Annotated in this window: 22 protein-coding genes and 1 tRNA gene; 11 read left to right on the forward strand and 12 right to left on the reverse strand. The window is 64.4% G+C overall.

Annotation, left to right across the window (positions count from 1 at the left end; all coding sequences use genetic code 11):
- Window positions 1–11: 11 nt before the first annotated feature.
- Window positions 12–845: an undecaprenyl-diphosphate phosphatase gene (locus QRN51_RS00265; RefSeq protein WP_284988178.1), complete on the reverse strand. Its 834-nt coding sequence runs from the start codon at window positions 843–845 to the stop codon at window positions 12–14.
- Window positions 846–897: 52 nt separating this feature from the next.
- Between QRN51_RS00265 and QRN51_RS00270 the strand changes: the two genes are divergently transcribed.
- Window positions 898–1830, forward strand: coding sequence for an aldo/keto reductase (locus QRN51_RS00270; RefSeq protein ID WP_284988179.1), 933 nt, complete (start codon window positions 898–900; stop codon window positions 1828–1830).
- Between the two features lie 32 nt (window positions 1831–1862).
- On the opposite strand, the gene QRN51_RS00275 is transcribed toward QRN51_RS00270, so the two are convergent.
- Complete coding sequence (locus QRN51_RS00275) at window positions 1863–2135, reverse strand: hypothetical protein (RefSeq protein ID WP_059389240.1); 273 nt, start codon at window positions 2133–2135, stop codon at window positions 1863–1865.
- Window positions 2136–2174: 39 nt separating this feature from the next.
- Between QRN51_RS00275 and QRN51_RS00280 the strand changes: the two genes are divergently transcribed.
- Window positions 2175–2408 (forward strand): DUF5703 family protein, encoded by a 234-nt coding sequence (locus tag QRN51_RS00280; RefSeq protein ID WP_059389241.1) that lies wholly within the window; start codon window positions 2175–2177, stop codon window positions 2406–2408.
- A gap of 47 nt (window positions 2409–2455) precedes the next feature.
- Here the strand turns inward: QRN51_RS00280 and QRN51_RS00285 are convergent, their stop codons facing one another.
- Together QRN51_RS00285 and QRN51_RS00290 are read right to left on the reverse strand one after the other, a co-directional pair.
- Entirely contained in the window at window positions 2456–3616 is a 1161-nt protein-coding gene (locus QRN51_RS00285) for an acyl-CoA dehydrogenase family protein (protein ID WP_284988180.1), read from the reverse strand.
- 10 nt (window positions 3617–3626) lie between these two features.
- Window positions 3627–4931 carry a M20/M25/M40 family metallo-hydrolase gene (locus QRN51_RS00290; RefSeq protein WP_284988181.1) on the reverse strand — a complete coding sequence of 435 codons (1305 nt, stop codon included), beginning with the start codon at window positions 4929–4931 and terminating at the stop codon, window positions 3627–3629.
- 277 nt (window positions 4932–5208) lie between these two features.
- On the opposite strand from QRN51_RS00290, the gene QRN51_RS00295 reads away from it, so the two are divergent.
- A tRNA-Leu gene (locus tag QRN51_RS00295) sits at window positions 5209–5291 on the forward strand.
- A gap of 295 nt (window positions 5292–5586) precedes the next feature.
- On the opposite strand, the gene QRN51_RS00300 is transcribed toward QRN51_RS00295, so the two are convergent.
- The 3 genes from QRN51_RS00300 to QRN51_RS00310 are packed head-to-tail and all read right to left on the reverse strand — an operon-like array spanning window position 5587 to window position 9223.
- Window positions 5587–6498, reverse strand: coding sequence for a MaoC family dehydratase (locus QRN51_RS00300; protein ID WP_284988182.1), 912 nt, complete (start codon window positions 6496–6498; stop codon window positions 5587–5589).
- Window positions 6495–7847, reverse strand: a complete 1353-nt coding sequence (locus QRN51_RS00305; RefSeq protein WP_284988183.1) for a 3-oxoacyl-ACP reductase — start codon at window positions 7845–7847, stop codon at window positions 6495–6497. The genes QRN51_RS00300 and QRN51_RS00305 overlap by 4 nt, the downstream gene beginning before the upstream one ends.
- Window positions 7848–7852: 5 nt before the next feature.
- Window positions 7853–9223, reverse strand: coding sequence for an acetyl-CoA C-acetyltransferase (locus QRN51_RS00310; protein ID WP_059389244.1), 1371 nt, complete (start codon window positions 9221–9223; stop codon window positions 7853–7855).
- Between QRN51_RS00310 and QRN51_RS00315 the strand changes: the two genes are divergently transcribed.
- Both QRN51_RS00315 and QRN51_RS00320 read left to right on the forward strand, forming a co-directional pair.
- Window positions 9222–10013, forward strand: coding sequence for a TetR/AcrR family transcriptional regulator (locus QRN51_RS00315; protein ID WP_284988184.1), 792 nt, complete (start codon window positions 9222–9224; stop codon window positions 10011–10013). The two genes, QRN51_RS00310 and QRN51_RS00315, sit on opposite strands and share 2 nt — an antisense overlap.
- A 34-nt stretch (window positions 10014–10047) precedes the next feature.
- Complete coding sequence (locus QRN51_RS00320) at window positions 10048–12156, forward strand: acyl-CoA dehydrogenase family protein (RefSeq protein ID WP_284988185.1); 2109 nt, start codon at window positions 10048–10050, stop codon at window positions 12154–12156.
- 170 nt (window positions 12157–12326) lie between these two features.
- On the opposite strand, the gene glgA is transcribed toward QRN51_RS00320, so the two are convergent.
- Window positions 12327–13526, reverse strand: a complete 1200-nt coding sequence (glgA, locus tag QRN51_RS00325) for a glycogen synthase (RefSeq protein ID WP_284988186.1) — start codon at window positions 13524–13526, stop codon at window positions 12327–12329.
- Window positions 13527–13630: 104 nt separating this feature from the next.
- Between glgA and glgC the strand changes: the two genes are divergently transcribed.
- Complete coding sequence (glgC, locus tag QRN51_RS00330; RefSeq protein ID WP_059389246.1) at window positions 13631–15013, forward strand: glucose-1-phosphate adenylyltransferase; 1383 nt, start codon at window positions 13631–13633, stop codon at window positions 15011–15013.
- Between the two features lie 107 nt (window positions 15014–15120).
- Window positions 15121–16572, forward strand: a complete 1452-nt coding sequence (locus tag QRN51_RS00335) for an SDR family oxidoreductase (RefSeq protein WP_059389247.1) — start codon at window positions 15121–15123, stop codon at window positions 16570–16572.
- A gap of 25 nt (window positions 16573–16597) precedes the next feature.
- Here QRN51_RS00335 and QRN51_RS00340 read toward each other — a convergent pair whose 3' ends face one another.
- The 3 genes from QRN51_RS00340 to QRN51_RS00350 all read right to left on the reverse strand — a co-directional run bounded on the left by QRN51_RS00340 (window position 16598) and on the right by QRN51_RS00350 (window position 20001).
- Window positions 16598–17449, reverse strand: coding sequence for a transglutaminase family protein (locus QRN51_RS00340; RefSeq protein ID WP_284988187.1), 852 nt, complete (start codon window positions 17447–17449; stop codon window positions 16598–16600).
- Window positions 17446–18372, reverse strand: a complete 927-nt coding sequence (locus QRN51_RS00345; protein ID WP_078108851.1) for an alpha-E domain-containing protein — start codon at window positions 18370–18372, stop codon at window positions 17446–17448. Before QRN51_RS00345 ends, QRN51_RS00340 begins: the two co-directional genes overlap by 4 nt.
- A gap of 72 nt (window positions 18373–18444) precedes the next feature.
- Entirely contained in the window at window positions 18445–20001 is a 1557-nt protein-coding gene (locus tag QRN51_RS00350) for a circularly permuted type 2 ATP-grasp protein (protein ID WP_059389248.1), read from the reverse strand.
- 113 nt (window positions 20002–20114) lie between these two features.
- Here QRN51_RS00350 and QRN51_RS00355 point away from each other — a divergent pair, with 113 nt between their 5' ends.
- From QRN51_RS00355 to QRN51_RS00370, 4 genes are all read left to right on the forward strand, one after another.
- Window positions 20115–21158, forward strand: coding sequence for a YeiH family protein (locus QRN51_RS00355; RefSeq protein WP_284988188.1), 1044 nt, complete (start codon window positions 20115–20117; stop codon window positions 21156–21158).
- A gap of 4 nt (window positions 21159–21162) precedes the next feature.
- The gene (gene pepN, locus QRN51_RS00360; protein WP_284988189.1) at window positions 21163–23802 is read left to right on the forward strand and encodes an aminopeptidase N; all 2640 of its coding nucleotides are present in this window, start codon (window positions 21163–21165) and stop codon (window positions 23800–23802) included.
- Between the two features lie 116 nt (window positions 23803–23918).
- Entirely contained in the window at window positions 23919–24266 is a 348-nt protein-coding gene (locus QRN51_RS00365; protein WP_284988190.1) for a hypothetical protein, read from the forward strand.
- Window positions 24253–24885 carry a hypothetical protein gene (locus QRN51_RS00370; protein WP_148667616.1) on the forward strand — a complete coding sequence of 211 codons (633 nt, stop codon included), beginning with the start codon at window positions 24253–24255 and terminating at the stop codon, window positions 24883–24885. The genes QRN51_RS00365 and QRN51_RS00370 overlap by 14 nt, the downstream gene beginning before the upstream one ends.
- A 35-nt stretch (window positions 24886–24920) precedes the next feature.
- On the opposite strand, the gene lplAB is transcribed toward QRN51_RS00370, so the two are convergent.
- Complete coding sequence (gene lplAB, locus QRN51_RS00375; RefSeq protein ID WP_370872639.1) at window positions 24921–26018, reverse strand: lipoate-protein ligase LplAB; 1098 nt, start codon at window positions 26016–26018, stop codon at window positions 24921–24923.
- Window positions 26019–26043 lie beyond the last annotated feature (25 nt).

The following is a 26043-nucleotide window of genomic DNA, read 5'->3' on the forward strand; positions in this document are numbered from 1 at the left end:
CAACCATAGTGCTAGGCGCTGATGACATTGAAACCGAGCAATACATAGAGGGCTAGTCCCAGGAGAATGCGGTACCACACAAAGGCACGGTAGCTGTGGGTGGAAATGAATTTCAGGAACCAGCCAATGATGATGAAGCCCACCACGAAGGCGATGACGGTGGCCAAGGCTGTTTCCGGAAGGCCGAAGGGTCCGGTGATTCCTTCCTTCGAGACCACCTTGTACAGCTGGTACAGGCCGCTGCCGAAGACAGCGGGTATGGCAAGCAGGAACGAATACCGTGCGGCGGCTTCACGCGTGTACCCCATCAAGAGGCCGGCCGTGATGGTTCCGCCGGAGCGGGAGACGCCCGGGATGAGAGCCATGGCCTGGGCCAGCCCGTAAAGGATGCCGTGCTTGAAGGTCAATTGGCTCAGCTCGCGTTCCTGCTTGCCCACGGCGTCGGCCACCGCGAGGATCATGCCAAAGACGATGAGCATCGTGGCGACGATCCACAGGCTGCGCAGGACGGATTCGATCTGGTCCTGGAAGAGCAGGCCGAGCACGATGATAGGCACGCTGCCGAGGATGACCAACCAGCCCATCCGCGCGTCGGGATCGTCCCTGGAAACCTTGCCCCGCAGCGATCCGAGCCAGGCGCCGACAATCCTGACGATGTCGCGCCAAAAGAAAACGATGACGGCCGTCTCGGTGCCTAGCTGGGTAATGGCCGTGAAAGCAGCTCCGGGATCCGCCGCATTGGGCAGGAACGAGCCGACAATTCGCAGGTGTGCGCTTGAAGAAATCGGAAGGAATTCTGTCAGGCCCTGCACGAGGCCAAGGAAGGCTGCTTCTATCCAGTTCACGTGAATAGACCCTACGTCATGATCTACCCGATCTCCCCGTAAGCTATCAGCTATGCAGCAGCGTTACGTCGGCAACAGCGGGTTTCGGGTGTCCACCCTTTCCCTGGGCACTATGTCCTGGGCGGAAGAAACGGACGAACAGGATGCACGGGAACTGCTCCATACGTTCATCGCTGCCGGCGGCAGCATGATCGATACCGCCGCTTCCTACGCCGGTGGACGGGCCGAAGCCCTGCTGGGTTCCATGCTGGGGGACGTTGTGGCGCGTTCGGAGGTTGTCCTCTCCACGAAAGCGGGCGTCTCGACGTCGGACGGCCGGCGCAGCGTCGATGCGTCCCGCGGATCCATGCTGTCCGCTCTCGACGCCAGCCTCGCCCGCTTGGGAACCGACTACGTGGACATCTGGTTCGCGCACGCTTGGGACGGAAACGTACCGCTCGAGGAAACCCTTTCCGCGCTGGACCTCGCGTTGCGCTCGGGCCGCGCACGGTACGTCGGCATCTCCAACTACAACGGCTGGCAGACCGCCAAGGCTGCGGCGATCGCGGGATTCACCCTGGTGGCCAACCAATCCGAATACTCGCTCCTGCACAGGAAGCCCGAAGACGAACTGGTGCCCGCCATCGAGGACGCCGGCCTCGGCCTCATGGCGTGGGGGCCCCTGGGCCGCGGAGTGCTCAGCGGCAAATACCGCGGACAGATTCCGTCCGAATCACGGGCGGCTGAAGGCCGCCTCAGCGGCTACGTCGAGAAGTACCTCGATGCGCGGGGAGCACGGATCGTCGAAGCGGCAGCCATGGCTGCGCGCGGCTTGGGACGGTCCGCCGTCGATGTTTCCCTGAGCTGGCTGCTCTCGCGCCCTGGGGTATCCACCGCCATAGTGGGCGCACGCAATGCGGTCCAGCTCAAGGAACTGCTCGATGCGCAGCTTTCGCCTCTTCCCGCCGAAATTTCGAGGGCACTGGAAGACGTTTCAGCGATCTGACTCAACTGAAACTCGGGCATTACTGATCGGGCTTACTGGTCGAGGATCTCCAGCTCGTCTTCGTCGAGGAGTTCATTGTTGTCCTCGTCGTCATCTTCTTCATCGTCGTCGAACACCTGAAGTGGTGTGACTTCCGAGTAGGCCTCGTATAGTGAGTCCTCATATACCTCAAAGGCATCTGCAACGGCGAAAAACGCTGCCTCCACAGTGGGATCTCCTTCGCCCCGGCGGGCGGAAGCGGCAATCAGGTGCTCTTCCAAGGCTGCTGTCAATGACTGAAGCGCGACACGCGGATCGATGCTCATGACTTCACGTTAGCCCGAAAAAGACGAAAATGGAGAGGGATGAGAGAACAATTTCTGAGCAGTTCAGTGGAGCGTCAGCGGGACTACGCAAGGCAGTACGAGTACCTCGTACTGACTGTCAGCCCTGACGATTCCTTGCCCGAGGCGCGGCGTCGGCTCGTGGAGCACTCCGAATACGGCAAGTGGGAACTGGAGCGGAGCATCCTCTATATCGGCGGCGGTCGCCGGTTCTGGCTGCGCCGCAGAGTACTCAACGTACAGCGCACCGTGTAAGCAGCACGGCCGTTATTTCAGGGTCCCCGCTCCAGCGTTCGAGTGTTTCAGCTTTCGAGCGGACCAAGCCACGCGTTGGCAACTGTGGTGTGCGCGGATTCCTCATTGGAGGGATGGAAGATCCCGGCCAGCACATCGCGGTACAGCCGTTCGAGTTCGGAGCCCCGGAAGTAGCTGGAGCCTCCCGAAACTCGTATCGCCACGTCCACGATGGTCCGGGCGTTCTCCGTGGCCCGCACTTTGAGCCCCACGAACTTGGGAAACCACTGCGACCCGTGATCGACCAGGGCATCCACATCACGGGCCACCGACGCCAAATGCGGCTGGATGGAATCCATTGCCATGGCGGCGTCGGCAATCTTCCAGCGGATATCCGGGTCCTGCGAAAAGCTTCGGCCCCCGTACTTGGCCGAGGTACGGCGCTTGACGGCCTCGACCGCCAGCGTGAATGCCCGCTCCGCGATGCCTGTGTAGACCGCGGCAAGCAGCGTTTCGAAGCACGCGAAGATCGCGAAGATCAACGGATCCTGGTTGGGTTCTACGGGCAGTTTCCGGAAGATCCGTTCCGGCGGCACCATGGCGCCGTGGAGGAGCGTGGTGTTCGATTGGCTGGCACGCATGCCCAGGGTGTCCCAGTCATTCAGTGTCTCGTGGCCGGGTGCGTCGCGTTGGATGAAGCCGAAAACCAGCTCACCACTCCCCTCCCGTGCGCCGCCATCCTTGCCGAAGATGCCGAGGCGGGTCCATGCCGGCGACAAGCTCGTGAAGATCTTCCGCCCGGTGAAGCTGTACCCGCCGTCCAGCTGCGGTTCCGCCGTGGTCCCTGAGTCGAAGAGCATGGAGTCATTTCCCGGCTCGGAAATCCCGAAGGCAAAGACCTCGCCGTGTCCGGACTCCTTCAGCACAAAGTCGAGGGAGCCGTCGCCGCGCCTCGCCAGGACGTGCGCGACGCCGGTCCAGACAAGGTGCATGTTGACGGCCAACGCCGTGGCCGGGGCAGCCGTGGCAAGCCGGCGCTGAAGCGCCGCCGCGGCTTCGAGCCCGAGCCCCAGTCCGCCGTCGGACTCCGGGACGAAGATCTTCAGGTATCCCGCCGCGGCGAGCTCCTCAAGATCCTCGTGGAAGAACGAGTTGTTCTGGTCGTACCCCGCGGCGCGGTCCCGGATGCGGCGGAGCATCTCGTCCGGCAGGATCTCTTCGGGGGTCAAGGCGTTCTCCCTAGTAGTTGCTGAGCAGGGTGTTGAGCACCCTGGATCCGAACTTGAGCGAATCGGCAGGAACGCGTTCGTCGACCCCGTGGAACATGCCAGTGAAGTCGAGTTCCTCCGGGAGCATCAACGGGGCGAATCCGTAGCCTGTGATGCCGATCTTGCTGAGCGACTTGTTGTCGGTGCCGCCGGACAAGGTGTAGGGCAGCACTTTGGCGCCGGGGTCTTCCGAGTGCAAGGCATCGATCATGGCGTCGACCAGGTTGCCGGCAAACGGCACTTCCAGGGACACGTCCTTGTTGACGTAGCTGACCTCCACGCCGTCTCCGGCGAGTTTCTTGACGGTTTCGAAGACCATCTCCTGCTGGCCGGGGAGCGTGCGGCAGTCCACCAGCGCTTCGGCCGATTCGGGGATGACGTTGTGCTTGTATCCGGAGCTCAGCAGCGTGGGGTTCGAGGTGTTTTGAAGGGTGGCTCCGACGAAGCGGGCGACGGTGCCGAGTTCCTTCAGCAGGGCCTCGGGATTGTCCGGATCGAACTCGACGCCGGTCAGTTCCGTCACGCCGTCGAGGAACTGACGGGTAGTGGGGGTCAGCTCAATCGGCCAGGGGTATTCGCCGATCCTCGTGACTGCCCCGGCCAGGCGGGTGATCGCGTTGTCGGTGTTGATTTGCGAGCCGTGCCCGGCACGGCCGTGGGCCACGAGGCGCAGCCAGGAAAGCCCCTTCTCCGCGGTCTGCAGCAGGTAGGTGCGCTGGCCCCCGATGGTGGCCGAGAACCCACCTACCTCGGAGATCGCTTCCGTCGCGCCGTCGAAGAGTTCCCTGCGATGCTCGACGGCGTAGCGCGCGCCGTGGTTGCCCCCGGCTTCCTCGTCGGCGAAGAAGGCAAAGATGATGTCGCGCTTGGGCTTGCGTCCCGTCCGGGCGAAGTCACGCATGACCGAGAGGATCATGGCGTCCATGTCCTTCATGTCCACGGCGCCGCGTCCCCAGATGAGTCCATCCTTGAGTTCGCCGCTGAAGGGATCCACGGACCACTGGTCCTTGAGCGCCGGAACCACGTCGAGGTGGCCGTGCACCACCAGGGCGCCGGCCGAGGGGTCCTCCCCGGCCATGCGCGTGACAACATTGGCCCGGCCCGGAGCCGACTCGAAGATTTCCGCGTCCAATCCAACTTCATTAATAAGCGCCGCCGTGTATTCCGCTGCGGCGCGTTCGCCAGGACCGGAATCGTCACCGAAGTTCGAGGTGTCTATGCGGATGAGTTCCTGGCAGATCGGGACTACTTCGTCCTCGGGTCGGATATCAGTCATGGAACTCTCCTTGCTGGCTGGGATGGACGTACTCCGGCGGGAAGGCAGATGGTGCGGACGCTCCCCGCGCGCTTCCCTCAGCCTACCCACCGCATGCCCGTTTGGCCGCGCGCTTTCCCGCGTTTTGGCGCGGATTGGCGAGGCCCAATTGCCGTTGACAGCGCCGTCCCGAGCTCCGGTTTTTTTATTTCCCAGAAACCGTGTTAGAGTTTTTCTCGCTGCTTCGGAGGAAAGAGAAGCGCCGAGAGGCGCAGAACGAACGCTCCGAACACCACCTGCGCGGGTGGCGGAATGGCAGACGCGCTAGCTTGAGGTGCTAGTCCTCGAAAGGGGGTGGGGGTTCAAGTCCCCCTCCGCGCACAATTGCAAGGCCTGGAATTCTGAGAATTCCAGGCCTTGTTTGTTTAACCTGAATTTGCCTTTTCGGACGCTAATGCGGCGTTCATCACATTTATTAAATTGCATTACCGGGAATTCACCACCGGCAATGAATCCGCCGTCGAACCCGGCTCCGGGACCCGGCTCTGAATCCGGCTCCGCCAGGCACGACGACGGCGGCCGCCCGCGTGGGTGACCGCCGTCGTCGTAGCTGTTGTTGGACCCTGGACCGTAACGCTGAACCTTGCCCCTGAACCTGGAACCCGAAACCGGCGCCCTACAGCGCCGTCACGGATCCGCTGAAGTGCCTCCTGCCGCTTCGCGGGTTCCAGGCCACGTAGTCCGAACGCTCCCACGAGCCTGACGCGGAGTGGACCGTGCCGATTTCCAGGGCCACCCGCGCCGGAAGGAACACCGGCGCCTCGAAATTTACGTCCCACCGGAACGCTTCCGACTTCACCGATCCCACGTCAGCCAAGGCCCGGGACGCAAGGTACATGCCGTGCGCGATCGACCGCGGCAGGCCCAACGCCTTGGCCGAGAGCAGGCTCAAGTGGATCGGATTGAAGTCCCCGGATACGGCGGCGTACAGGCGGCCGGTATCCACTCCGAGCTGCCAGACGGCGGTTGGTGCGGGCGCCCTGAACTCCGGTGGAGCGGCGGCCGCGGCGGCCTTGTCGACTCCCGGAAGGAAGACCCCCTTGGCGAGGTACGTCGAGACGCCGCGCCAGAGCAAGGCCCCGCCGTTGCTTGACCGGACTTCGGCGACGACGTCCAGCTGGGTTCCAGCCCTGTGGCCGCGCATGTGCTCTGCCCAGGACCGGACGTCGAGCGGCTCACTGAACTGGACTGCCCGCAATTGCTCCACATGGTTCTTCAAATGGATCATCCCCAGCAAGGGAAGCGGGAAGTCGTCCCGGTTAAGCACGCTCATGGCAACCGGGAACGCAAGGGCATGGATGAAGCCCGCCGGCAGTGCGTCACTCGCTGTCTCGCCGATCAGGTGCTGGTAGGCGGTGAGGTTCGCGACGTCGGCCCGCACCCCGCGGACCTCGTGGCTCCCGTGGGGCAGCGCGGTGGCTGCCTGGAACCCCATCACCCTCCGCCGTGCCGCCGTCGCCGCCGCGTTCACATACAGCTTAGAGAGGGACGGCAGTTCCCCCAGGATGAGCGGTTGTTCCGTAGTCATGCACCCACCAGGTTCTGTCCACAGACCCTGAGCACTTCTCCCGTGATTCCACCGGCCTCGTCCGATGCCAGGAACGCGATTGCCTCTGCCACGTCGCCGGGCAGGCCTCCCTGCTGCAGCGAATTAAGCCTGCGGGCTACTTCCCGGGTAGCGAAGGGGATACGGGCGGTCATGTCTGTCTCTATGAAGCCGGGCGCGACGGCGTTGATGGAGCTGCCGCGTTCAGCCAGCAAGGGCGCCGTGGCCCTCACCATGCCGATCACTCCCCCTTTGGATGCGGCGTAGTTTGTCTGCCCGCGGTTGCCCGCGATGCCGCTCGTGGAGGCCACGGATACGATCCGCGGGGTTTTGTGGAGCTGTTCCGCACCAAGGAGTGCCTCGTTGATTCTCAACTGCGAGGCGATGTTCACGCCGATGACGGAATTCCAGCGGCCCTCATCCATGTTGGCCAGGAGCTTGTCCCGGGTAATACCCGCGTTGTGGATGACGATGTCCAGCGCGCCATGGCGTTCCACGGCGTGGTCGATGATCCGCCTCCCGGCGTCCCCGGCCGTGATGTCCAATTGCAGGGCAGTGCCATGAACCTCGTTGGCGACGGCGGCGAGGTGGTCACCCGCAGCGGGAATATCCACCACCACGAGCCGGGCGCCGTCCCGGTACAGCGTCCGTGCGATCGCCGCGCCGATCCCACGGGCGGCTCCCGTCACGACGGCGACCTTCCCGGCCAGGGGCTTGTCGGGGTCGGCGGAAAGTTGGCCGGCGCCTGAGGTAACGGTCAGGAACTGACCATCCACGAACGCGGACCGGCCGGACAGGAAGAAGCGCAGCGCGCCGAGCGTGCTCGGGCTCGTGGTGCCGGCACCGTCCCCGAGGAGAATGCCGTTGGCCGTGGCACCCGCCCGGAGTTCCTTGGCGAGCGAACGCAGCAGCCCGTCGACGCCTTGACGGCCGGCGGCAACAGCCGGGGTGGCAGCGGACGCCGAGGTGCGGGAGATCGTGACCACCCGCGCGCCGGGGGCCAAATCGCGGAGCGACGGAGCCGCAGTGAGAACCGGTCCGGCAAGCTCTTCCGGATGCTCGACGGCGTCAAGCACCAGGACGATCGCACCCAGCTTTTCCTTGGGCAAGGCGGAACGCCGAATGTCGAGGCCCCAGCCCGCCAGGGCGGCAGCCAAGTCGTCGGAGCCGGCGGTTCTGCCGTTGCCGCTCCCGAGTACCAGGACCGGACCCGGAACCAGCGGCTCTCCCTCTTTGTACCTCCGGAGCACGGCAGGTTGGGGCAGTCCGAGCTTTTTGGCCAGGTCCTTGCCGATCCCGTGGCTGACAAACTGCGTGTATTTGTCCGTCATGCCGGTTACCGACCTTCCGGAGCGGAGTAGGCCTCGAGGATCGCGACGACGCCCTGCCCTCCGGCAGCGCAGATGGAAATGAGTCCGCGCGCAGGGCGGCCGTCAACCGGGCCGTTGTCGTGGAGCATCTTCGCCAGCGAAGCCACGATGCGTCCTCCAGTGGCGGCAAAAGGATGTCCGGCGGCGAGGGACGAGCCATTGACGTTGAGCTTGGCGCGGTCGATCTTGCCGAACGCACCGTCCAGTCCCAGCCTGGTTCGGCCGAATTCCTCGTCTTCCCATGCGGCGAGCGTGCTCAGGACGGTGCCCGCGAAGGCTTCGTGGATTTCGAAGAAGTCGATGTCTTCGAAGGACAGCCCGTTGCGTGCGAGGAGTCGCGGTACCGCAAAGGCCGGGGCCATGAGGAGTCCGTCCTTGCCGTGGACGAAATCGACGGCGGCCGCCTCTCCGTCAACGACGACGGCCAGCTTGGGCAGGCCACGGGCGTCAGCCCAGTCCTCAGTGCCGAGGAGCACCGTGGAGGCGCCGTCCGTGAGCGGAGTCGAGTTGCCGGCCGTCATGGTGGCCTCCGCGCCAAGGCTCTTGCCGAAGACGGGCTTGAGGGTGGCCAACTTCTCCATGGACGTATCGGGCCGGAGGTTCGAATCACGGCTCAGCCCGCGGTATGGAGTGACGAGGTCATCGAAGAAGCCACGATCGTAGGCCGCGGCGAGGTTGTGGTGGCTGTTGAACGCGATCTCGTCCTGGGCTTCGCGGCTGATCTTCCATTGGGCCGTGGTCAGCGCCTGGTGTTCTCCCATCGAGAGGCCGGTACGCGGTTCCCCGGTGTTCGGAGCATCCGGGGCGAGGTCCTTGGGACGCAGCCTCGAGAGGACCTTGAGTCGATCGGGCAGGGACTTGGCGCGATTGAGGTCGAGCAGGACCTCGCGGAGGCCCTCGCTGACGGCAATCGGGGCATCGGAGGCAGAGTCGACGCCGCCGGCGATGGCCGAGTCGATCTGGCCAAGCTTGATCTTGTTGGCGAGGCCCAGGACGGTTTCAAGGCCGGTGGCGCACGCCTGCTGGAGATCGTAGGCGGGTGTCTCCGGCGAAAGGGCCGAGCCAAGCACCGCTTCGCGTGTCAGGTTGAAGTCGCGGGAGTGCTTCAGGACAGCTCCGGCTGCGACTTCACCGATCCGTTCCTCCTGAAGGCCGAAGCGTGCGATCAGCCCGTCCAGTGCAGCCGTCAGCATGTCCTGGTTCGAGGATTTGGTGTAGGCGCCCCCGGTACGGGCAAAGGGGATCCTGTTCCCGCCAACCACTACTGCCTTGCGGACTGTACCCGGGGCTACCGGGGATTCGTGTGGCGCGCTCGCGGAATGTGCTGCTGCAGGCATGCGTTGCTCCTTAGATCACATCGGGTTACTGATACCCAGCGTACCTGATACGCTGAGTATCGTGAACATCCCCAGCCCAGGACTTCCCGCCGACCGCGACGCCGTGACCCCGCCCCCCGCGGACAGCGAGGCTCCCGCCGTCGACGGCCGTGCCGCCCGCTGGCAGGTCCACCGCGAAGAACGCCGGCGGGAACTCATCAAGGCCGCCCGCAAAGCCGTCCATGCACTGGGCAGCGACGCCTCCATGGAGGACATCGCGACCGCGGCCAGCACCTCCAAATCGGTGTACTACCGCTATTTCGGGGACAAAGCCGGCTTGCAGCAAGCCATGGGCGAAGTAGTCCTCGGACAAATGCAACGACGAATGAAGGAAGCGGCAGAAAGCGCTCAAACTCCCCGCGAAGGCCTGTTCGCCATGGTTTCCGCGTACCTGCAGATGGCGGAGTCCAGCCCCGCCGTCTACGCGTTCATCACGCGGCTCTCGCAAGGGGAACCATCGGCGCTAGACGCCATCGCAGCTTCGGGAGCCCTTGGCCACTTCTTCGAATCAATCAGCGCGATGATCGCCAGGCCCATGCGGGAACACCTGGGGGCGGAAAAGGAAGCGTTGATCGACTACTGGCCCACCGCCGCCATCGGGCTTGTCCGCAATGCCGGCGAGAGGTGGCTCGGCAGTCCCGCCTCCCCCGCTAAGCCCGACCAGGAAACCATGGCGGCCCGGATCACCGATTGGCTGTGCGTGGGAATCGCCCCGGAACTCAAGATCAACTCCCCTGAATATCAGCAATGACTCCACGTTGTTCGGAACCAAAGAAGGAATGACCATGACTGAAGTAGTGGACCGCACCTCCTCCAGCAACCGGGTGGCCGCGGAAACGGCTGCAACCACACAGCCAGTTGAGCCCGCCCCCACGGTGGACGTAGCGGCCCTTGGCGAACTGCTGCTCGGCAAGTGGGCCCACATCCGGCACACGGCACGTGACCTCGCGGGCCGCCCCGAGGTGCACAAGGTCGAAGGCTTGACGCATACCGAGCACCGCAAGCGCGTCTTCGGGCAGCTCAAGTACCTCGTGGACAACAACGCCGTGCACCGGGCTTTCCCCACCAGCCTGGGCGGTTCGGATGACCACGGCGGCAACATCGCCGGCTTCGAGGAGCTCGTCACTGCCGATCCATCACTGCAGATCAAGGCCGGCGTCCAGTGGGGCCTCTTCGGTTCAGCCGTGATGCACCTCGGCACGAAAGAGCACCAGGACAAATGGCTGCCCGGGATCATGAGCCTGGAGATCCCCGGCTGCTTCGCCATGACCGAAACCGGGCACGGCTCCGATGTTGCGAGCATTGCCACCACGGCCACCTACGACGAGGCCACCCAGGAGTTCGTCATCAACACTCCGTTCCGCGCCGCGTGGAAGGACTACATCGGCAACGCAGCCGAGGATGGCCTGGCCGCCGTCGTATTCGCCCGACTGGTCACCCGCAATGTGAACCATGGCGTCCACGCGTTCTATGTCGAGCTGAGGGACCCGGACACCAAAGAGTTCCTGCCCGGAATCGGCGGCGAGGACGACGGCATCAAGGGCGGGCTCAACGGGATCGACAACGGCCGCCTCCACTTCACCGACGTCCGCGTCCCGCGCACCAGCCTGCTCAACCGTTACGGCAACGTCGCCCCCGACGGCGAATACACCTCGCCGATCGCCAGCCCGGGACGGCGCTTCTTCACGATGCTCGGTACTTTGGTGCAAGGCCGGGTCTCCCTCGACGGAGCCGCAGTCGCAGCCAGCAAGGTGGCCTTGACGACAGCCATCCGGTACGCCGCCGAACGGCGCCAGTTCAACGCCTCATCCCCCACGGACGAGGAAGTACTGCTGGACTACCAGCGGCACCAGCGCCGCTTGTTCACTCGCCTTGCCACCACCGTTGCGGCGAGCTTCGCGCATGAGCAGCTGCTCGAAAAGTTCGACGACGTCTTCTCCGGCCGGCACGACACTGACGCCGACCGCCAGGACCTCGAGACCCTGGCCGCCGCCCTCAAGCCCATGAGCACCTGGCACGCCCTCGACACCCTGCAAGAGTGCCGCGAGGCCTGCGGCGGCGCCGGATTCCTGATCGAGAACCGATTCGCCTCGCTGCGTGCGGACCTGGACGTCTATGCCACTTTCGAAGGTGACAACACCGTGCTTCTGCAGCTCGTGGCTAAGCGCCTCCTGGCGGACTATGCCAAAGAGTTCCGCAATGTCGACTTTGGCGTGCTGGCCCGCTTCGTCGCTGCCCAGGCTGCCGACGTCGCCATCAACCGGACCGGCCTGCGGCAAGTGGCGCAGTTCGTGGCGGACACCGGATCAGTCCAGAAGGCTGCTTTGGCCCTGCGGGACGAGGAAGGCCAACGCACGCTCCTGACGGACCGGGTGCAGTCCATGGTGGCGGAGGTCGGTTCGGCGCTCAAGGGTGCGAACAAGCTTCCGCAGCACCAAGGCGCCGCCCTGTTCAACCAGCACCAGGACGATCTGATTGAAGCCGCCCAGGCCCACGCCGAGCTACTGCAATGGGAAGCGTTCACGGAAGCCCTTGGCAAGGTCGGCGATCCGGGCACCTTGCGAGTACTGACCTGGCTCCGCGACCTGTTCGGCCTTTCGCTCATTGAGAAGCACTTGTCCTGGTACCTCATGAACGGCCGCCTCTCCATGCAGCGCGGACGCACTGTGGGGGCCTACATCAACAGGCTGCTCGTCAAGATCCGTCCCCACGCCCTGGACCTGGTCGATTCCTTCGGCTACGGTCCGGAGCACTTGCGGGCGGCCATCGCCTCGGGGGCCGAGAAGGAACGCCAGGACGAAGCCCGGGGCTACTTCCAGGCGCAGAGGGCTAGCGGCGAGGCACCCGCCGAGGAGAAGAGCCTCCTCGCCTTGAAGGGAAGAAAATCCAGCTAGCATCCTGCCGTGACCGGCCGGTGAACATCTGCCGAATCCTTTAACGACGGCGGCGCCGCACCCCTCAGCGGGGGTGCGGCGCCGCCGTCGTTCTTCCCCAACTGACTCGCATTTGTTGTCGTTATGAGCCCTCAAAACGACACTTACTGCGAGTCAGTTGGGCTGGTGGGCTACTGGGTGAGGACCGAGCGATAGACCTCAAGGGTTGTTTCGGTGATCGATTCCCAGGAAAAGTGTTCCTCCGCCCGGACGCGGCCCGCGGCGCCCATGACCTTGGCTCGCGCAGGATCGGACACCACCTCGTTGAGGGCGGCGGCGAAATCTGCGACGAACTTTTCGGGATCCAGCGGGGTGCCGGTACCGTCCGTGACCTGCTCCAGTTCCACCAGCAGTCCTGTTTCACCGTGCTGAACCACTTCGGGGATGCCGCCTGTAGCGCTGGCCACCACGGCTGCGCCACATGCCATGGCCTCAAGGTTGACGATGCCGAGGGGTTCGTAGATCGACGGGCAGGCGAAGGCCGTGGCATGGCTGAGGACCTGGATGAGCTCATGCCGCGGAAGCATGCGTTCGATGACCAGGACACCTTCGCGCTTGCCCTGCAATTCCTCGATGAGCCGGGCCGTTTCGGCCGCGAGTTCCGGAGTGTCCGCCGCGCCCAAGCACAGCACAAGCTGCACATCGTCGGGCAGGCTGGCCGCAGCCTTCAGGAGGTAAGGAACGCCCTTCTGCCGGGTGTTGCGCCCGACGAAGACCACACTCGGCTTGGCGGGGTCGATGCCGAGGGCACGGATTGCGTCTTCGCCTTCGTCCGGCTGCCACATGTCGACGTCGATGCCGTTGTGGACCACGCGGACCTTGGCGGGATCCACGTTCGGATAGCTGCGCAGGATGTCCTTCCGCATGCCTTCCGAGACGGCGATGATAGCGGCGGCAGCCTCATAGGCGGTTTTTTCAACCCATGAGGACAACGCGTAGCCGCCACCCAACTGCTCCGCTTTCCATGGGCGCAACGGCTCCAGGCTATGTGCGCTGAGCACGTGGGGTATCCCATGCAACAGGGACGCCAGGTGGCCGGCCATGTTGGCGTACCAGGTATGGGAATGGACCAGGTCCGCTCCGGCGATGTCCGGCACGATGCGCAAATCCACGCCAAGGGTCTGGACAGCGGCATTGGCCGCGCCCAGATCATCCGGTGTGGAATACGACGTCACCGTTGCCCCGTGGAAGTCCGCATCACGGGGCGCGCCAAAGGCACGCACCTGCAGATCCACGTGCTTCGCCAAGACGCGGCTGAGCTCGGCAACATGCACACCGGCCCCGCCATAGATTTCGGGTGGAAACTCTTTAGTCACAATGTCTACGCGCACGCTACCTAACGTAGTCCTTCCGGAGTATGTGTTCTAGTGTGAAAGGGTCCGGCAACCCGGGCTTTTTTCGGGGGCTACAAAGACGTACAGGGAGAGCAAACACCATGGCGTTGAAGAAAGTATTGTCAATTGTGTTGGCAGGCGGCGAAGGAAACCGCCTTATGCCATTGACGGCAGACAGGGCAAAACCTGCGGTGCCGTTTGCGGGGGGCTATCGGTTGATCGATTTCGCTCTCTCGAATCTGGTCAATTCCGGGTACCTCCAGATCGTGGTGCTGACCCAGTACAAGTCGCACAGTCTTGACCGCCACATCTCCGAGACCTGGCGGATGTCCACCCAGCTGGGAAGATATGTCGCCTCGGTTCCGGCCCAGCAGCGCGTGGGCAAGAGCTGGTTCCTCGGCAGCGCGAATGCCATCTACCAGTCCCTGAACCTGATTCACGACGCCAACCCGGACATTGTGGTGGTTGTCGGAGCGGACCACGTCTACCGCATGGACTTCCAGCAAATGGTTCAACAGCACGTTGCGAGCGGAGCCAAGGCCACGGTTGCGGCCGTCCGCCAGCCGCTGAACATGGCCAACCAGTTCGGCGTCATCGAGGTCGACAAGAACGATCCCCAGAAGATCTCGGCGTTCGTGGAAAAGCCCGCTGAAACGGAAGGCCTCGCCGCCGATCCCTCGCAGTTCCTTGCTTCCATGGGCAACTATGTCTTTGACGCCGATGCCCTGGTGGAAGCACTTCGCATCGACGCGGAGCGCTTGGACACCAAGCACGACATGGGCGGCGACATCATCCCCTATTTCGTGTCCCAGGGTGAGGCCGGCGTCTACGACTTCACGCTCAACGACATTCCCGGATCCACCGACCGCGACCGCACCTACTGGCGTGACGTTGGAACCATCGATTCGTTCTATGACGCCCACATGGACCTGATTTCCCCGGTCCCCGTGTTCAACCTGTACAACTCGGAATGGCCCATCTACACGCGGCAGAGCATCTCTCCGCCGGCCAAGTTCGTCCGGGGAGACAACAACACGGTCGGCACCGCTTTGGACTCCATCGTGGCCAGCGGCTCGGTGATCTCCGGAGGAATCGTGGAAGGATCCGTCCTCTCCAACGATGTCTACGTTGGACCGGCCAGCAGGATCCAGGACTCGGTGCTGATGGACAAGGTGCGCATCGGTGAAGGCGCCGTCATCAAGCGGGCCATCATCGACAAGAACGTGAAGGTTCCTGCCGGGGCCGCCATTGGATTGGATGCCGACCTCGACCGCGCGCGCGGCTTCAAGGTCACCGAATCCGGAATCACCGTACTCGCCAAGGGTCAGGTAGTACCGGAGCCTGACGGTTCCGAGCTTGCCCTGGCTGCCGAGTACCGCCGCTCGGTGCCGGAAGCAATCAAGGCTGCCACGGAGAAGTTCCCCGACATCAGGGACTCCGCGGAGCAGGTCACGAAAATCCAGGCGGACTCGGTAGAGGTCTGACCCGGAACACCGGAACCAGGATAGCCCCGGCCTCCCGGCCGACAGCAGGCCTCCAGCCTCTGTTGCCCGGGAGGCTTTGCTGTGCCTGACCCTGTAAAATTGACCCAATGAGCCCCGCCGATTTGACGCCTGAAGAGATCCAGGCCTGCCTCAAGGTCTTGAACACCATCCACGCCTACGACGAGGAGCACCCGGACTACGTCGCAATCCGTCGTGCCACGGGAAAGATGTTCAAAGCCGTCAAGCGGCATCGCCGGGTCACCAAACGGGACGAGATCGCGGAAGCCGACCGCGCCGTCATCGCACTGACCGCAACCGCGGCCCCGGACAGGATCGACGACGAAACCCGCGGCAACAAGCTGGCAACCTCGGCGACGGGCGAAATCGCCGGCCACCTCATCCGGTCCAGGCCCTGCTACATCTGCAAGCAGCACTACACGCAGGTAGACGCGTTCTACCACCAGTTGTGCCCGGAATGTGCGGCCTTCAGCCACAGCAAGCGCGATGCCCGCACCGACCTCAGCGGACGCCGCGCCCTCCTCACGGGCGGGCGCGCCAAGATCGGCATGTACATCGCCCTCCGCTTGCTCCGCGACGGCGCACACACGACGATCACCACCCGCTTCCCCAAAGACGCGGCACGACGCTTCGCCGCCATGGAAGACAGTGCTGACTGGTTGCACCGGCTCAGGATTGTGGGCATCGACCTCCGGGACCCCTCACAGGTCATGGCCCTCACCGATTCCCTCAACGAAGCCGGCCCGCTCGATATCATCATCAACAACGCCGCCCAGACCGTCCGGCGTTCGGGGAATGCGTACAAGCCCTTGGTGGATGCCGAGGACGAGCCGCTGCCTGAGGCCTTGGAGGCAGCCAACGGCGGCCCCGAACTCGTCACCTTCGGGCATGCCCACGACAAACACCCGTTGGCCATCACCCACAGCGTCACGGAACATCCCGTCCTCGCGGGAGATGCGATTACCTCGCTCGCGCTGTCCACGGGCTCCGCGTCGTTGGAGCGGATAGCGACAGGCACCGCGATCGATGCCGGCGGCCTGGTTCCCGACCTCGCGGCCATCAATAGCTGGACCCAGGTGGTGGACGAAGTAGATCCGCTGGAGATGCTCGAGGTTCAACTCTGCAACGTCACGGCGCCGTTCCTCTTGGTGAGTCGGCTTCGCGGGGCCATGAAGCGTTCCACGGCACGCAGGAAGTACATCGTGAACGTCTCGGCCATGGAAGGGCAGTTCTCCCGCGCCTACAAGGGCCCCGGGCACCCGCACACAAACATGGCAAAGGCCGCGTTGAACATGATGACGCGGACCAGTGCGCAAGAGATGCTGGACAGCGACGGGATCCTGATGACCGCCGTCGACACCGGATGGATCACGGACGAACGCCCGCATTACACCAAAGTGCGGCTCATGGAGGAAGGCTTCCACGCGCCGCTCGACCTTGTGGATGGAGCGGCGCGTGTCTACGATCCCATCGTCATGGGCGAAAACGGCGAAGACCAGTACGGCGTCTTCCTGAAGGACTACAAGCCTTCCCCCTGGTAAATCCAGGCGGAGGGCCGCGGTCCTGCTAAGTGAGCCGGGTTATCTCGACAGTGACGGTGAGGCCTGAGCCGCCGCCCCCGGACAAGATCCCCTTCAAGGGCGGAACATCCCGGTAATCCCGGCCCCGCGCCACGGTGACGTGGAGATCTCCGGCAGGCTTGTGGTTGGTGGGATCCCAGCTGCGCCATTCGCCGTCCCACCATTCCAGCCACGCGTGGGATTGACCCGCGACGGTTTCGCCGATCTCTGCCGTGGGCCGCGGATGGATGTACCCGGACACGTACCGGGCCGGGATGCCGCAGCTGCGGAGTGAGCCGATAGCCAAGTGGGCCAGGTCCTGGCAGACTCCTTGACGCTGGTTCCAGGCTTCTTCGGCGTTGGTGGTGACGCCCGTGGTGCCCTTCACATAGCTCATTTCGCCGCGCATCCATTCGAAAATGGCCATGGCTGTCTCGTGCGGATTCTTGCCGGCGACGACGGCGGGAATGATGCCGAGGACTTCCTCCCCCGGACCCGTGAGCTGCGACTGGGGCAGCCAGTCGCTGAACTGGTCCCGGATCTCGTCGGAAGCCATCACATCCCAGCCCACAATCTCGTCGTCCAGGGCGACCCGCTCCACCCGGTGGACCTCAACGGTGGTGGTTGCCACCACTTCGAGGCGCTCGTGCGGCATCTGCATATCGAAGGCGGTGACGCGGGTGCCCCAATAGTCACGGTAGGTGCTCACGGCAGCTTGCGACGGCGTGATCTTCAGCGAGGATTCAAGCACCACCTGTTGCGGATCGGTCAACGGGGTCATGCGTGCCTCGTTGTACGACAGGGTCACTCGGCGGTTGTATTTGTAGGCCGTCTTGTGGACGATGCTCAGCCGGGTCATGAAACTTCTCCCACCCAGGCCAGTTCATCCGCCTGATTGAAGTACTTACGGGAAATCGCGTCGGAGGCCTGCGTGACGGCTTTCTGCACCCGGTCCATGTGCTCGGGCAACTCGGACATGAGATCGTCCGTGCGATGGAACTCAAGGAAGGTACGGGCCTGGCCGACGATCCGACGGGCGTCGTTGATGAAGCCCACCCGCTGGGCGGAGGGATCCAGCTTGGCCAGGCATTCGTCGGCGTCGCGCAGGGCGAAGACGATGGAGCGGGGAAACAAACGGTCCAGCAGAAGGAACTCCGCGGCGTGTTGGTCTCCGAACGCCGCACGGCGGGTCCGAAGGAACGACTCGTAGGCGCCGGCGCAACGCAACATGTTCACCCAGGACATTCCGGCGGAGAGCACATCCCGGGTGGAGAGCATCCGCGCGGTCATGTCGGCGCGTTCGAGCGAGCGGCCGAGGACCAGGAAGAGCCAGCTTTCGTCGTGGCTCACCGTAGTGTCCGCGAGGCCCCTGACCATTGCGGTGCGTTCCAGGACCCAGTTGCAGAAGCGGTACGTACCCACGACGTCTTTACGGTGCTGGTTCAGCCCGTAATAGGTGGTGTTGAGGCTCTCCCACAATGACGAGGACACAGTCTCGCGCGCGCGCCGCGCATTTTCACGCGCGGCCCCCAGGGACCCGGCAATCGAGGTGGCACTCGTCTTGTCGTAGGCGAGGGCGTGCAGCAGCTCCGGCAAGCCGAATTCCTCGCTCTGTGGCCGGGCTCCCATGACAGCCAGGAGTTCCCTCGCCACACTGCGTTGCTCCTCGAGCGGAAGGTGGTTTAGGCGTTCTAGATGGACGTCCAGGATTCTGGCCGTTCCGTCGGCCCGCTCCACGTAACGGCCGATCCAGAAAAGGGATTCAGCAATACGGCTCAGCATGGGGCTGTGCCTCCTTCGGGTCCTGCGTTGTGACGATGAATGTATCCTGCTCCGGCACCATAGCGTGACGGATCACTGCTGCTGGTCCGATTGGCGGTCCCGCCAGTTGCTTTCGACGGGCCAGACCGAGACCTGTTCACGCACCGTGATGGAGGAACGGGGCAGTTCGACGGCGGGCAGTTGCGGGGAGTCGGAGAGTACCCACGTGTCCTTGGAACCGCCGCCTTGGGAAGAGTTCACGATCAACGAGCCCTCCTTCAGTGCCACCCGGGTCAGCCCGCCCGGCAGCACCCAGACGTCGTCGCCGTCGTTGACCGCGAACGGACGCAAGTCCACGTGGCGGGGCCCGAAGCGGTCTCCCGAGAGGGTGGGCACGGTGGAAAGCTGCAGCACCGGCTGCGCGATCCAGCCTCGCGGATCCGCCAGCACCCGCTTCCGCAAGGCGTCCAGCTCGTCCCGTGAAGCATCCGGACCGATCACCAGGCCCTTGCCCCCGGAACCGTCCACCGGCTTGACCACGAGTTCCTCAAGCCGGTCCAGGACCTGCTCCCGGGCTTCCTTCTCCTCCAGCCGGAAAGTCTCCACGTTCGCGATCACCGGCTCTTCGTGCAGGTAGTACCGGATCAGGTCCGGCACGTAGGAATAGACCAGCTTGTCATCGGCCACCCCGTTTCCAACGGCGTTTGCGATCGTCACACCGCCCGCCCGGGCCGCGTTCACGAGTCCCGGACACCCGAGCATGGAATCGGAACGGAACTGCAGCGGATCCAGGAATTCGTCGTCGATCCGCTTGTAGATCACGTCCACCCGCTGTTCACCGGCCGTGGTGCGCATGTAGACCCGGTTACCGCGGCAGATCAGGTCCCTGCCCTCGACCAGTTCAACGCCCATCAACCCGGCCAGTAGCGTGTGTTCGAAGTAGGCGCTGTTGAACACACCGGGGGTAAGCACCACCACCGTGGGGTCATCGACCCCGGACGGCGCCGTCTTCCGCAACGCCGACAGCAGACGCCGCGGGTATTCCTCGACCGGACGGATGTGCTGCTGCCCGAACGCCTCCGGCAAACCCTTCGCCATCGCCCGCCGGTTCTCCAGCACGTAGGACACGCCGGAAGGCACACGGACGTTGTCCTCCAGCACCCGGAAGGTGCCCGCCGCATCGCGGACAACGTCGATACCGGACACGTGCACCCGCACGCCACCGGCCGGTTCGAAACCATGCACGGCACGGTGGAAATGCGCGCTCGTGGTCACCAATGCCCGCGGCACCACGCCATCAGCGACCACCGCCATCCGCCCGTAGACATCGTCCAGGAAAGCCTCCAGCGCCCGCACCCGCTGCGCCACCCCGCGCTCGAGGACATCCCACTCGTCAGCCGGAATCACCCTCGGCACGATATCCAGCGGGAAGGGTCTCTCCTCCCCCGCATAATCGAAGGTCACGCCCCGGTCCAAGAAGGTCCGCGCCATCGACTCGGCACGCGCGCTCACATCCGCAAGCGAAAGCTCGCGAAGTGCGCCGTCCACCTGGCCGTAGGACTTTCGGGCAACGGTGCCTGGGGCGAACATTTCGTCGTAGGCGCCGGAACGCGCGGCGGCCTCGGAGTAATCCCGGAATAGCTCTGACATGGGATTCAGACAATCACCTTTTCGATTACGAACGCATTTCGCGTTCTGCATGTTGCGACACCAAGCGTGAACCCGGTTCGCATTTCAGCGCCTGCATGCATCAAGGTTGACGAATGCACTCCAATCGTTTCCCGGCCCCGGTCTCCCGATTGGGAGCCGGGATCGTCATGGCAGTGGCAGCCACTGGACTTGCCTTCATTGTCCATGCCCTGCTTCCCCCCATCCCTGCCATGACAGCCGCTGTAGCGCTGGGTTTGTTAGCTGCAAATATACCGGGCACCGCGGCTTGGGCTGCCGGACGCGCCCGCCCGGGCCTCGACTTCGCCGGCAAGCACCACATGCGGGCGGGCATCGTGCTGTTGGGCCTGAAGGTCAGCGTTGTCGATGTCCTCGACCTTGGCTGGTTCGCTCTCGTCCTGATTGCCGCCGTCGTGCTCCTCAGTTTCGCGGGCACCTATGGGCTGGCCCGCTTGGTAAAGCTTCCCCGCGAGGGCGCCCTGCTGATAGCCACCGGCTTCTCCATCTGCGGTGCCTCCGCGATCGGAGCCATGGCCGCGGTACGCCGCATCAAACACCAGGACACCGTCCTGCCGGTTGCCCTGGTGACCCTTTGCGGCACGCTCGCGATCGGCGTCCTGCCCCTGCTCATGCACCCCTTGGGCCTGAGCCCGGAACAATTCGGCGCCTGGACCGGGGCTTCCGTGCACGACGTCGGCCAGGTAGTCGCGACTGCACAGACTGCCGGTCCGGTGGCGCTGGCGCTCGCCGTCGTCGTGAAACTGACCAGGGTGGTCCTGCTGGCCCCCATCGTGGCCGGGGCGGGCCTTGCGCAACGATGGTCCATGCGGCGGAAGTCGCGCAACGGTACGGAGGCGAACGACGACGGCGGTAAGTTTCCGCCGATCGTCCCTCTCTTCGTGCTCGGGTTCATCGCGATGGTGGCCGTCCGTTCCGTTGGCTGGCTCGGTCCTGGCGTGCTGGACGCCGCAGGAGGGCTCCAAGACATCCTGCTCGCCTCGGCCTTGTTCGGGCTGGGTTCGGCGGTCCGCGTCCGCACGCTGTTGCACACGGGTGGCCGCGCCGCGCTAGTCGCGCTTGGCTCCTGGTTCCTTATCGCCATCTTGGGCCTGGGCGCAGTCTTCCTCATGATTAGATAGCTGGGTGTCGAATCACAACTTGGCGCGCGCTGAAGCCGCCACCCGTTCAGCCCTGATCAGCACCCACAGCTACGATGTCTCCCTTGACGTCCGCGAAGCCGCAGATTCCGGCGTGCCGGGGTACACCAGCCGCAGCATCATTGACTTCTCCGCGGAGCCTGGTTCCTCCACGTTCCTGGATTTCATCCACGGCGGCGTGCACAGCGTCTTCCTCAATGGAAAAGGACTCGACGTCGCCGAGGTGGTGGACGGCGACAGGATCCACCTCAACAATCTCCAGGCCGAAAATCAGGTCACGGTCACCGGAACCGCCCTTTACAGCCGATCCGGCGAGGGCATGCACCGCTTCGTCGATCCGGCCGACGGGCAGTGCTACCTCTATACGCAATACGAACCGGCGGATGCCCGCCGCGTGTTCGCGAACTTCGAGCAGCCGGACCTGAAGGCCGAATTCACCTTCCACGTCATGGCGCCTTCCGCTTGGCAGGTGGCTTCCAACGGCGCAGAGCTTGCCCGGACGCAACTGACCAGCGACCCGGCTACGAGCCGCTGGGACTTCGCCACCACCAAGCGGATGTCCACCTATATCACCACCGTCCTCGCCGGTCCCTATTTCCGCGCTACTGACCGCTGGAGCAAGACGCTCGACGACGGCACCAGCCTTGAGGTTCCGCTGGCGCTCTATTGCCGCGCATCCATGCAGGAGTCCTTCGACGCCGCGGAGCTTTTCCGGCTGACGAAGAACGGCCTGGACTTCTTCAACGATCTCTTCGACTACCCCTACCCGTGGGGCAAGTACGATCAGGCGTTCGTGCCGGAGTACAACCTCGGTGCGATGGAAAATCCCGGCTTGGTCACCTTCACGGAGAAGTACGTCTTCACCTCACGGGCCACCGATGCCCAGTACCAAGCCCGCGCCAACACCCTCATGCACGAGATGGCCCACATGTGGTTCGGAGACCTCGTGACCATGACCTGGTGGGACGACCTCTGGCTCAAGGAATCCTTCGCCGACTACATGGGCACCCTCGGCGTGGACAAGGCCACGGACTGGGACACCGCCTGGGTGAATTTTGCGAACAAGCGCAAGTCCTGGGCCTATGTGCAGGACCAGCTGCCCACGACCCACCCCATCGTGGCGGACATTCCCGACCTGGAAGCCGCCAAGCAGAACTTCGATGGCATTACCTACGCAAAGGGCGCTTCCGTCCTCAAGCAATTGGTGGCCTACGTCGGGTTCGAGGCGTTCATTGCCGGCTCGCGACGCTACTTCAGGGATCACGAATACGGCAACACCTCGCTGACCGACCTCCTGGAAGCCCTGGGCACGGCATCGGGCCGGGACCTTGGAACCTGGGCCCGACAGTGGCTGCAGACCTCGGGGATCTCCACCATTGCGGCCGAGATCTCCGGGAGCGGCGATGCCATGGCGGCGGTCACCCTGCGCCAGGACTCCGTGGACCCCATCACCGGCAAGCAGGAGCACCGGCCGCATAGGCTCAGGATAGGTCTTTACAACTTTGACGACGGCGGACAGTTGTTCCGAACCGAGGGCATCGAGCTCGACCTCGACGGCGCCGACACTACCGTGGGCGGACTCGCCGGCAAGCAGCGCCCGGCCCTCCTTCTCGTCAACGACGACGACCTCAGCTATGCGAAGGTCCGCCTGGATGCGGGGTCCGAAGCAACAGTACGTTCCTCCCTGGACCGGATCAGCGATCCGATGGCCCGGGCATTGTGCTGGACAGCCTTATGGGATTCAGCTCGCGACGCCGTGACCCCGGCGGCACTGTACGTCGCCGCCGTCGAACGCTTCGCGCCCGCCGAGCCAGGAATCGGCGTCCTCCTCAACGTTCTCGGCAACGCGGTGACCGCCGTCGAGCGCTACGTACCGGCTCCGCAGCGCGATGAGGTCCGGGAGGGCCTGATGGCTGCCAGCGCGATGCGGTTGCGAAGCTCCGAGCCGGGTTCGGACCAGCAACTCGCGTGGGCCAGGACCTTGGCAGACTTGTCGCGGCATGATGGCGCCTACGTCGAATTCTTCCGCGGCATTCTCTCCGGCAACGTCGTAGTGGACGGGCTGGCGGTGGACGCGGATCTCCGGTGGAGCCTGTGGCAGGCATTGGCAGCGAACGGAGCGGCCACGCTCCCGGAATTGGATGCCGAACTCGCCCTGGACCACACCGCCTCCGGACGCGAAGGCCATGCACTGGCCGCGGCTGCCCGTCCCGATGCCGACGTCAAGACGGCCGCATGGAATGCCGCAGTCAACGACACCGGGCTCTCCAACGAGATTCTGGGCGCGACAATCGCAGGCTTCTCCCTTGCCCCGTCCGGGCTCCTGGACGGCTTCACCGAACCGTACTTCGACTGCCTGGAAGACATATGGCAGTCCCGGAGCATCGAGATCGCGGGCCGGATTGTCCGGGGGCTGTTCCCCTCGGCCCAGGATCTGCAGGCCGGCATGGCGCCGGCAGATCATCCGGTGCTTCGACGCACGGACGATTGGCTAGGCACCCACACGTCAGCCCCGCGGGCGCTCCGACGCATCGTCATTGAGCAGCGAAGCCATTTGTTCCGCGCCCTGGCGGCCCAAGCCGCCGGTGCCCCGCAACGGGAAGCTGTGGCGCTCGAGCGGGGCTGACGCAGGAGCCGGCGATCCCGGGGTGGACTGCTGGCCTTGAACCAAGGGGATCGCCGGCATCGTCTTTAGTTGCAAAGCCCGGCGCTCCGCATGGGCCTTTCTTGAGGACGGTCACCATGAAGATTCCTCGCCCCGTGCTTGCCGTCGCGGCGCTGGGTGCCAGCCTTTTGCTCGGGGGCTGCTTCGGCGGACAACCTGCCGCTCCGGCGCCCGCAAGGCCGCCGGCGAGTACAACGCCCGCCCCAAGCACACCGTCACCCGCGCCGACGGCGACGCCGGTCGCGCCGCCTGCTGCCCCACCCGCCGTCGTTCCAGCCACGGTTCCACCCGCAGCGCCAGCCGTCGTTCCGCCGCCGGTACCGGCGCCACCGCACATGGCGCCGCCGACCCCGCAGCACCCCAATGGCGGCGACCGCGACGGCGACGATAACGGCGGACCGGACGACGGCGATGGAAACCGCTAGCACGCCGCCTCGCAATAAACCGGCACTGTCCGCCGGGCTCTCCTTGGGCACGGCTGCTGCGATAATCGCCGTCGCAGCTTGCAGTTCCGCTGGTCAAAGCCCGGGTTCCCGCCCCGAGCAGTCTGCGGAAGCGCCGTTCGGGTGGTTCACGGCGGCACCGGCCCCGGCAGGCTGGAGAACCATGGACCTCCCGGATGGCACCGGGGTCCTTTCGGTCCCTGCCGATGCGAGTCCTGCGGAAAGCGACCCGGGCAGCGTGTCCGCGGCTGTCTCGTCCCCAACGGGTGAACTTCGGATCTACTTCAACGCCACGCCCCGGCAGGGCAGCGAGTCGCTGGACAATTGGAGCACCTTCAGGATCGATCACTTGGCGGACGAGAACTCCTCGTCGCCCACCAAAATCGCCGAGCGATCCGGAATGGCTTTCCTTGGCGGTACGGGATCCTGTGTCGAGGACAGCTACGTGACCCGCGTCGGCAACAACCAATACCGGGAAATGGCTTGCCTCGTAGCGGGGAGTAAGGGCATCAGCGTCCTCATCGTGGCGGCTCCCGCCGATTCATGGCCGCTCTACGGTCCGGTCCTGGAACAGGCAGTGGACGCGTACCGGGCCGGTTAACGAGGGAACACCCGCAGTTGAGGAACACGGTGCAGTTAAGGGACACGGTGCAGCCATTCTTCAGTACCGAACTTTGACTGCACCCGCTCCCGGGCTATCGCCAATTCAGCGTCGGTGATGCGGGACTCCGTGGCGCCGTAGCGCTCGGTGAAGACTTCCTGCATGGCTTTGATGATGTCCGTCCGCGCCAGGCCGGTTTGCCGACGGAGTGGATCCACGCGCTTCTTTGCGCTGCGGGTGCCTTTGTCGGAAAGCTTTTCCTTGCCGATGCGCAGAACCTCCACCATCTTGTCGGCGTCGATGTCGTAGCTCATGGTGACATGGTGCAGCATGCCGCCGTTGGCGAGGCGCTTTTGTGCGGCACCGCCGATCTTTCCCTGCTCGGTGGCGATGTCATTGAGCGGGACGTAGAACGCGGTAATGCCCAGTTTTTCCAGGGCAGCCATGACCCACGCGTCCAGGAACGCGTAGGAGTCGGCGAAGCTGATGCCATCGACGAGGCTCTGTGGCACATAGAGCGAATAGGTGATGCAGTTCCCCGCTTCCATGAACATCGCTCCCCCGCCGCTGATGCGGCGGACAACCGTGATGCCGTGGCGGGCAACGCCGTCGGGATCCACCTCGTTGCGGTAAGACTGGAAGCTGCCGATTACCACCGACGGCTCTTCCCAGTCCCAGAAGCGCAGGGTGGGCTTGCGTAGCCCGGCCCCGACCTGTTCGGTGAGGACCTCGTCCAGCGCTACATTGAGGTGGGTGGGAAGGACCGACGGCGGGATGACCTCCCACTGGTGGTCCGCCCACCCGCTCGCCTTGGACAGCGCCCTGCGGACAGCGACGGCGACGGCGTCGGCAGAGAAGCCGAACAGGACAGCGTCCGCGGGCAATGCGGCGGAGACGGCAGCGGAAATCTCTGCCGGCGTCGAACTTTCCGGAAGGCCCGTGAGCGCCCGGTTAATGTCCTGCAGGGCCTCGTCCGGTTCCAGGAAGAAGTCTCCGCTGAGCGAGACGTGCGCGAACTGCCCATCCACGACGTCGAGGTCGACCACCACGAGCTTTCCGCCGGGGACCTTGTATTCGCCGTGGAGCAGGGGATCGGGTTGCTCGAAAGCCATGCTGGAAGTCATGGCTTCCATCCTGCCGGAAAACGCAAAAGCCCGC

It is taken from the genome of Arthrobacter sp. efr-133-TYG-120 (assembly GCF_030209785.1).
Taxonomy (GTDB): domain Bacteria; phylum Actinomycetota; class Actinomycetes; order Actinomycetales; family Micrococcaceae; genus Arthrobacter.

Excerpts from the sequence above, each read along its gene's own strand:
- QRN51_RS00270 (WP_284988179.1), top strand. The coding sequence starts at position 898 with ATGCAGCAGCGTTACGTCGGCAACAGCGGGTTTCGGGTGTCCACCCTT.
- QRN51_RS00275 (WP_059389240.1), bottom strand. The coding sequence starts at position 2,135 with ATGAGCATCGATCCGCGTGTCGCGCTTCAGTCATTGACAGCAGCCTTG.
- QRN51_RS00280 (WP_059389241.1), top strand. The coding sequence starts at position 2,175 with ATGAGAGAACAATTTCTGAGCAGTTCAGTGGAGCGTCAGCGGGACTAC.
- QRN51_RS00290 (WP_284988181.1), bottom strand. The coding sequence starts at position 4,931 with ATGACTGATATCCGACCCGAGGACGAAGTAGTCCCGATCTGCCAGGAA.
- QRN51_RS00300 (WP_284988182.1), bottom strand. The coding sequence starts at position 6,498 with ATGACTACGGAACAACCGCTCATCCTGGGGGAACTGCCGTCCCTCTCT.
- QRN51_RS00305 (WP_284988183.1), bottom strand. The coding sequence starts at position 7,847 with ATGACGGACAAATACACGCAGTTTGTCAGCCACGGGATCGGCAAGGAC.
- QRN51_RS00315 (WP_284988184.1), top strand. The coding sequence starts at position 9,222 with ATGCGTTGCTCCTTAGATCACATCGGGTTACTGATACCCAGCGTACCT.
- QRN51_RS00310 (WP_059389244.1), bottom strand. The coding sequence starts at position 9,223 with ATGCCTGCAGCAGCACATTCCGCGAGCGCGCCACACGAATCCCCGGTA.
- QRN51_RS00320 (WP_284988185.1), top strand. The coding sequence starts at position 10,048 with ATGACTGAAGTAGTGGACCGCACCTCCTCCAGCAACCGGGTGGCCGCG.
- glgC (WP_059389246.1), top strand. The coding sequence starts at position 13,631 with ATGGCGTTGAAGAAAGTATTGTCAATTGTGTTGGCAGGCGGCGAAGGA.
- QRN51_RS00335 (WP_059389247.1), top strand. The coding sequence starts at position 15,121 with ATGAGCCCCGCCGATTTGACGCCTGAAGAGATCCAGGCCTGCCTCAAG.
- QRN51_RS00340 (WP_284988187.1), bottom strand. The coding sequence starts at position 17,449 with ATGACCCGGCTGAGCATCGTCCACAAGACGGCCTACAAATACAACCGC.
- QRN51_RS00345 (WP_078108851.1), bottom strand. The coding sequence starts at position 18,372 with ATGCTGAGCCGTATTGCTGAATCCCTTTTCTGGATCGGCCGTTACGTG.
- QRN51_RS00350 (WP_059389248.1), bottom strand. The coding sequence starts at position 20,001 with ATGTCAGAGCTATTCCGGGATTACTCCGAGGCCGCCGCGCGTTCCGGC.
- QRN51_RS00355 (WP_284988188.1), top strand. The coding sequence starts at position 20,115 with ATGCACTCCAATCGTTTCCCGGCCCCGGTCTCCCGATTGGGAGCCGGG.
- QRN51_RS00365 (WP_284988190.1), top strand. The coding sequence starts at position 23,919 with ATGAAGATTCCTCGCCCCGTGCTTGCCGTCGCGGCGCTGGGTGCCAGC.
- QRN51_RS00370 (WP_148667616.1), top strand. The coding sequence starts at position 24,253 with ATGGAAACCGCTAGCACGCCGCCTCGCAATAAACCGGCACTGTCCGCC.
- lplAB (WP_370872639.1), bottom strand. The coding sequence starts at position 26,018 with ATGGAAGCCATGACTTCCAGCATGGCTTTCGAGCAACCCGATCCCCTG.